At 57.3% G+C, this 8,336-nt stretch carries 2 protein-coding genes; both read right to left on the bottom strand.

The window, feature by feature from the left end:
* Positions 1-2,675 (bottom strand): AMP-binding protein (locus tag Q8L79_RS09165; RefSeq protein WP_305270269.1); only part of this gene is annotated, 2,675 nt, incomplete at its 3' end.
* Positions 2,672-8,336, bottom strand: a 5,665-nt coding sequence (locus Q8L79_RS09160; RefSeq protein ID WP_305270267.1) for a non-ribosomal peptide synthetase, incomplete at its 5' end; no start/stop codon positions are given. The genes Q8L79_RS09160 and Q8L79_RS09165, both read right to left, overlap by 4 nt.

Here is an 8,336-nt window from a genome sequence, read left to right as displayed (position 1 = left end):
TGGAGTTCGCCCTGCACGCCGACAGGCGCCGGGTTGCCGCTGCGATCCAGGATGTAAAGCCGGACGTTGCTGATCGGCCGACCTATCGATAGCGGCCTGTCCAGGTCGTCCCGGCTTGCCGGGTAAACGCTGCTCCATACCGAGCCTTCGGTCGGGCCGTATTCGTTGTATAACGGCACCTGCGGCAACGCCGCGTAGTGCTGCCTGACGACTTCGGTTGAACACGCTTCTCCGGCAACGATGGCGGCTTTCAGGGTTTGCAGCTGCGCTCCCGCTTGCTTCACCAGCAACGCATAAAAGGACGGCAACGCCAGCAGATGGGTGACTTGATGTCGTTCGATCAATGCACCCAGGGCAGCCGGATCTTTGGCGACGTCATCCTCCGGCAAACACAGACAACCGCCCTGCCCCAGCGTCCAGAACAGCCCCGCCACGGAACTGTCGAACGCGAACGACGACAGCAGCAGATAGCAGCCGACCGGCTCCTGATAGTTGACAAACCGCGCGCCGGTCGAATGCACGGCGTTGCGGTGCGAGACCATCACGCCTTTGGGCTGCCCGGTCGAACCCGAGGTGTAGATGATATAGGCCAGATCCAGCGGATGATTGCACGGCACCGGATCGTCATCAGGCCATTGCGCAATGTCAGGCCAACCGCTATCCAGATAAATATTGTCCTTGGCGCCGTGCGGTAATGCCGTCAGCCGTTGCCGGGTAAGCAGCACGTCAATCTGCGCATCTTTAAGTATATAGGCGATGCGCTCTTCAGGATAATGCGGATCGAGCGGCACATAAGCGCCGCCTGCTTTCAGTATACCCAGCATACCGACCGTCATATCCAGCGAACGCTCGACGTAAAGGCCGACCGATACCTCCGGCCCGACGCCCCTGAAACGCAGATAATGCGCCAGCTGATTGGCTCTGGCGTTCAGTTCGGCATAGCTTAAGGTTTGCCCTGCAAACGCCACCGCGTCGGCATCCGGCGTTTTTTTAACTTGCGCTTCGAACAATGCATGCAAGCTTTGTTCGGCAGGATAACCGGCGGCGGTGTCGTTAAAATCGAACAGCTGTTGCCGACGTTCAGCCATCGGTATGATGCTGATCGTATCTACAAGCTGCTGCCGATTTTTCTCCAGCGCCGTTACCAAACCTTCGACGGCGGTACGCAGATATACGGCAATCCTTGCCGGATCGATCCCGACGACGCTTTGAACGGTCAAGCCAAAACCCTGCCCCAAATCATCGACCGACAGCGTCAGCGGATAATTGGTACGCTCTTCGCTGCTGATCACGCGCATGCCCTCCCATTCCAACAACGCAGATTGGTCCGATGCGACAATCATGTTCGAGTGCCGGTAATTAAGCAGCGCGGTAAACAGCGGCACCGAAGCCGGCACCGCGCTGCAACGCTGGGCCAGCGCAAGAGAAGCTTGTTCGTGCATCAGTAATTCGTTCAAGTTGCGATGCGTGAGGCCGACTGTTTCGCGCACCGTCCGGCCGCCTAACGAAACCCGTATCGGCAAGGTATTAATAAACATGCCCACCGCTTTATCCGCCCCTGCGCTGCCGCCTTGCAAACGGCCGGACAGCACGGTGCCGAAAACCACATCGCTACGGCCGCTGCATTGCCCCAGCACCAAAGCCCAAGCCAGATGAAACAAGCTCGCTGGGGTCACGCTGTGTTGCCGTGCGCTGTTGCGAATGCGTTGCGCCAGATCAGGCTCCAGCGACAGAACGGCTTCAAGGATCTGCCCTCCGCTGCCTTGCACATTAAGCAGCCCAAACGGTGCGGTCGGCTCGTCGATGTCGCCGAGTTGCCGACGAAAATAGCTTTCGTGTTCCGTTTTGGAAACAGACTGCATTTGGGCAATGAAATTCCGGTACGGCTGTATCGGCGGCAGTTGCTCGGCCTGACCGCTAAGCAACAGCCGGATTTCCGACAAAATAAGCTGAAGCGTATAGTTGTCGTCCACCATATGATGGTTGAGCATCGCAAACCGGCATTGCTCCGATTGACTATCCTTAATAACGCACCCCGCCAGCAACGGCGCTTGCTGTAGATCCATCCTGAACTGCCGGGGATCGGTACGTTCCAGCAAGCGCTGCTGTATCCGGTCTTGCTCAACCGGCGCCAGTTCCTCAACCGACAGCAACGCATGGCGATGCACGACCTGAACCGGCTGCGACAAGCCGTTCCACCGGACCGAACTGCGCAATATGTCGTGCCGGTTGATCACCGCCTGCAACGCGCCCAAGAAAGCGTCCAGACGCGTGCGGTTGTCGAAGACGATGATGGAGCGGGTGATATACGGGTCGCCCTGCGTTTCCAGCAAATGATGGAACAAGATGCCTTCCTGCAAAGGTGCCAACGGATAAATATCCTGAATACCGGCGGCGCCCTCCGCCACGCTGTCGACGATCAGATCGATCTCGTCCTGAGTCAGGCTGACCAGCGGCAGCATATCGGGTGTTATTTTCGGCGCTATCGGCGCATGGCCTTCCATCACCACGCCGTTCCTGATTGCGGTCAGCAAATCCTGCTTGTGGACTTTCAGTCTGGCCATTAATGCCTGATCCATCGCACCTTGCGGCGAGCGAACGACGAGTTCGCCGTCAAGCTCGCTGACAACGATATTTTTTTCCTGCATGACGGCAAAGACTTTCTGCAAACTCATAATCGAAACTCCTCAAGAACCGGGTTGCTTAGCGACTGCCCGAAATGATCGGGTATCAAATTGGGCGGCATTTCAAAAGCCGGGCTATTGCTCCGGCTATCGGCTATCGCTGCGGCCAGCGCGGACAATACCGGATTGGCAAATACCACACGGGGCTCCAATGCCCAGTCTTCCCGGCGCAGTCGTTCGACCAGCGTAAGAGCCATCAGAGAGTGCCCGCCCAACTCGAAAAAATGATCGTTGCGGCCGACCCGTTCCAGTTCCAACAGTTCCTGCCAGATACGGGCCAGCGCAATTTCTATGGCTCCTTGCGGCGCTTCGTAACAATGACTGATCACTGCATCCGCGTCAGGCGCAGGCAATGCGCCGCGATCCAGCTTGCCGTTGGCGGTCAGAGGCAACACCGGCAAAACGACAAAGGCGCCGGGCAGCATGTAATCGGGCAAGGTCTCGGCCAAATCGGCGCGAAGGTCGGCAATCGACAACTCGCTGCCGCTATCTTGGGTCAAATACGCAACCAGACGCTTATCGCCATGACCGTCTTCACTGGCGATAACGACGGCCTCCCGTACACCGGCGCAAGCGCTCAACCGGTTTTCAATCTCGCCCAATTCGATCCGAAAGCCGCGAATCTTGACCAGGAAGTCGTTGCGGCCCAAATAGTCGATCATGCCGTCCGGCCGATAACGGGCCAAATCGCCGGTTTTGTAGAGCCTGCTGCCGACCGGGCCGTAGGGATTCGGGATGAATTTTTCCGCTGTCAGCTCAGGGCGGTTGAGGTAGCCCCGGCCCAAACCGATGCCGCCGATATGCAGTTCGCCCGGCGTACCGACCGATACCGGGTTAAGCTGCCGGTCAAGGATGTAAAGCGCAATGTTGGCTATCGGCCGACCTATCGGAATCGCCGTTTCAGTGCTGTCCGGCAAACAGGCCCAATAACTGACATCGACCGACGCTTCGGTAGGGCCGTAAAGGTTGTGCAGTTCGGCAGGGAGTTTTTGCAAAAAGCGTGCGACCAGATCGGCCGGTAAGGCTTCGCCGCTGCAAATGACGCGTTTTAATGAGGTACAGTTTTCCACGCCCGGCGTGTCGATAAAGACTTGCAGCATCGACGGCACGAAGTGAATCGTCGTGATTTTCTGAGCGGTAATGGTATCGATCAGCGCCAGGCTATCCTTGTGCTGTTCCGGTCTGGCGACGATCAGTTTCGCACCGGTCATCAACGGCCAGAAAAATTCCCAGACCGACACATCGAAACTGTAAGGGGTCTTTTGCAATATCCTGTCGGTTTGATCCAGAGCGTATTGCTGCTGCATCCATTGCAGCCGGTTGAGGATGCCCTGATGAGGTACACCCGCGCCTTTCGGTTGTCCGGTTGAACCGGAGGTGTAGATGCAATAGGCGAGATTTTCAGGCATCAGCACAATGTCGGGATTGGCGTCGCAAAATTCCTCCACCTCGTCCCATTCGCTATCCAGACACAAGACAGTCGCCGTAGAGGCCGCAAGTTTTCCCCGACAAGCCTCTTGCGTCAGCACAATCGGCGTACCGACATCGTGCAGCATAAAGTCCAGCCGGTCTTGCGGATAGCCGGGATCGAGCGGCACATAAGCGCCGCCTGCCTTCAAGATGCCCAACAGGCCGATCGCCATTTCCAACGAGCGCTCAAGGCAAATGCCGACCAGCACCTCCGGCCCGACGCCTTTGGTTCGCAGGTAATACGCCAGCTGATTGGCTTTGGCGTTCAGTTCGGCATAGCTTAGCGCCTGCTCCTCGAACATCACCGCAACGGCGTCCGGCGTTTTTTTAACCTGCGCTTCGAACAGTTGATGAATATACCGGTCTTTCGGATAGACGGCTTCAGTCGCATTCCAATCGAGCAGAATCCGCTGTTTGTCCGCCGCACTCAGCAACGACAGCTCGGATAAGCGGGTTTGCGGTTGCCCGACAAAGGCTTCAAGCAGGCGCTGCAACTGCTCCAGCATCCGGTTAATGGTTTCGGCTTCAAAGCCGTCGGTGGCGTAAGTTATTTCCAGACGCAATTCCGCTCCTGGAAAGGCGGATACGGTTAACGGGTAATTGCTCTGGTCGATCACGCTGACTTCGTCGATCGTCAAACCATCGACAGTTCCGCTCAACGCCTGATTGATCGGGTAGTTCTCGAACACCAGCAGACTTTCAAACAGCGCGCTTCCGCGCGGCAGTTCCGACCAGCCTTGAACTTGCATCAGCGGCGCATATTCATAGCGGCGCATGTCCTGGTTTTGCGCAAACAGCGCTTGCAACCAATCGCGTACGGTGCTGTCCGGCATTATCCTGACTCGAAGCGGCAAGGTATTGATAAACAAGCCGACCATATTCTCGACGCCGGTCAGGTCGGCGGGGCGTCCGGACACGGTGGTGCCGAAAACAATGTCGTTGTCGCCGCTGTAACGGCTGAGCAATAAGCCCCAGGCGCCTTGCACCAAGGTATTGACGGTCAGTTGCTGCTGCTTTGCGAAATTCTGTAATGCCTTAGTGTGTGTCCTCGATAAAGCCAGGCTCTGTTTGCCATAGCCATGTGCTTGATGTTGAACGGTGTTATCCGCCGCTTTGTTCATAATGATCGGCGTCGGAGCGGTAAAGCCGCTAAGCGCCGAGCGCCAGTAAGCTTCGGCAGACGCCATGTCCTGATTCTGCAACCAGTCGATATAGTCGCGATAAGGCCGCACTACCGGCAAAAAGGCTGCATCCCCGCGCCGTATCGTTGCATAGGCGGCAAACAGGTCTTTTATCAGTAAGGGCGTGCTCCAGCCGTCGAGCAAGGTGTGGTGGTAGCTCCATAAAAAGTAATGGGCGGTATCGGAACATTGCACCAGACCCAGACGCATCAACGGCGCCTGGGTAAAATCGAAGCCGTTATCCCGGTCGTCGGCCTGTAGCTGTTGCCAGCGTTGGGCTTGCTCCGGTGCCGGACAGCCGCGCCAATCGTATTCGGTAATCGGCAATTGCGCGTACTTGTCCACGATTTGTAAGGGTTGATCCCGGTTCTCGAAATGGAAACGAGTGCGCAGAATCGGATGCTGCTCGACAAGCTGTTGCCAGGCGTGTTTGAACGCCGAGATATTGAGCTCGCCAAGCAGGCGGCAACCGACCTGAATGCTGTAAACGCCCGATTCGGGAGCATACAGGCTATGGAACAGCAGGCCGTGTTGCAGCGGCGCCAGCGGGTAAATGTCTTCAATCTGCCGGGGCTTCAAGGCCAAGTCGTCCAGTTCGGTTTGCGCCAGGGCGATTAACGGAAAATCCGAAGGGGTGTAGCTGCCGGAGTCGGGCAACAGGCAATGCGCTATCAGCGCTTTAAGATGCTGCACATAATGCTCGGCCAAAGTTACAATCGTGGCCTTGCGATAGCGCTTCCGGCTGTAGCTCCAGCTTAACTGCATGCGTCCGTCGGCAATACTGCCGATAACGGCCAATTCATGCGCCCGGATACCGGCCGGATCGCAGTTCGCACCGGTCGCTTCACGGGTCAGTATGAACGGCGCATCGGCAGCCATGACGGTGTCGAGTTGGCCGAGGTAGTTGAAAATGATCTGCGCTTTGGGCCGAGCCGCCAGTTGCGCTTTGACCTCACTGTCCGGCGACAGGTAGCGCAATAAGCCATAGCCTATGCCCTTCATCGGAACGACCCGCAGTTGTTCCTTCACCGATTTCAGCGCGTCACCCGACGAAGCATCGCTGGAGATTTTCAACAGCATGGGATAGACGGTGGTAAACCAGCCCACGGTGCGGGAAATATCGACGTCGCCGGCGATGTCCTCGCGGCCGTGGCCTTCCATGTCGACCAACAGCGTTGCCGATTGCGTCCAATCGCGCAAGGTTAAGGCCAGCGCCGTCAACAACAGTTCATCTATTTTTGTGCGGTAAGCGCCGGGCGCGTCCTGCAACAAGACGCGCGTTTCGGCTTCGGTTAAGGTAACGGTCACTTCGCTTTCCGTTGCCAACAGATTGCTGCCGCCGGGTTGGTCTACCGGCAAAATCTGCCAACCGGGTAGGTCAGATAACGTCTTTTCGTTGCCCGACATTTGAGGCGCGTTAATGTCGGGCATAAACAACATGCCCGACCTACCGAACTGATGCCAACCGGGTAGATCGGGTAACGTCTTTTCGTTGCCCGACATTTGAGGCTGCCAACGCGCATCCAGCCAATACGCTTTGTCTTGCTGCAAGCCGCCTGCGCCAGCCTGATTGACGAGTTGTTCCGACCAATATTGGAATGAGCAGGTTTTCGCCGGTAATGCCGGTATTTGCCCAGACATCAATTGCAGGCAAACGCTAGCCAAGTCTTCCAGCAAAATCCGCCAGGAAACGCCATCCACGACCACATGGTGAATCGCTATCAATACCCGGTCAACCTGCCATTCGCCCAAGTCGAACCAGACCGCACGCAATAAAGGACCTTCGCACAAATGCAGCTGGGCTTGTTGAATCGATGCCGCCGATTCAAGCAACTCTGCCTGCCATTCCAGGGGGATGTTGGATAAATCGATGTACTCGAAAGCAGCCTGGAGTTCGTCCTCGGGCAGGTATTGTTGCCATTCGCCGCCCTCCTGACTAAACCGCATCCGCAACGCGTCATGATGGTTCAACAGGTGTTTGACAGCGGCCTCTACAATGTTGGGGGTCAAGCCGGGGCCGACTTCCAGCAACAACGCCTGATTCCAGTGATGAGGGTTATTCAGGTTTTGCTCGAAAAACCAGTGCTGGATCGGCGTCAACGGCACATGGCCGGACACCCGGCCTTGTTCGGCGGACAGCTGCTGAATCTGTTCGGCGGCCAGCGCCAAAGCGCTTAGGGTTTGATTCTGAAACAGCTGTTTCGGCGTGATCACAATACCGGACTGCCTGGCGCGGCTGACGACCTGAATGCTCAGTATCGAGTCGCCGCCCAGTTCGAAAAAGTTGTCGTGCCGCCCGACGCGCTTGACCGCCAGCAACTCGCGCCAAATACCGGCTAAAAGCCTTTCAATCAATGTTTGCGGTTCCTGGTAGTGTTGCGCCGACATCCCGCTCATATCCGGTTGCGGCAAGCGCTTGCGCTCCAGCTTGCCGTTGGCGCTGAGCGGCAGGCTGTCCAGCATCACAAAGGCGGTCGGAATCATGTAGTCCGGCAGCGTTTCCTTGAGGTAGGCTTTGAGCCGGTCGAGGTTGACCGCATTCTCTTTGGCAGCCACCAGATAAGCCACCAAGCGCTTGTCGCCGGGTTGGTCTTCACGGGCCATGACGACTGCCTCATCTATCTCAGGCGCTTCAAGCAGCCGCGCTTCGATTTCCTCCAGCTCAATCCTGAAGCCGCGAATTTTCACCTGATGGTCGATGCGGCCTAAAAACTCGATGTTGCCGTCCGCGCGGTACTGCGCCAGGTCGCCGGTTTTATACAGTCTGCCGCCGTTTTGCTTAAACGGATCGGGGATGAACTTGTCCGCGGTCAGCTCGGGGCGCTGCCAATAACCGCGCGCCACGCCTGCGCCGCCGATGTGGAGTTCGCCCTGCACGCCGACAGGCGCCGGGTTGCCGCTGCGATCCAGGATGTAAAGCCGGACGTTGCTGATCGGCCGACCTATCGATAGCGGCCTGTCCAGGTCGTCCCGGCTTGCCGGGTAAACGCTGCTCCATACC

This window comes from Methylobacter sp. (genome assembly GCF_030680395.1).
Taxonomy (GTDB): domain Bacteria; phylum Pseudomonadota; class Gammaproteobacteria; order Methylococcales; family Methylomonadaceae; genus Methylobacter_A.
Note: the sequence above shows the minus strand (reverse complement) of the source record. Positions and strands in the feature narration are given on the sequence as shown.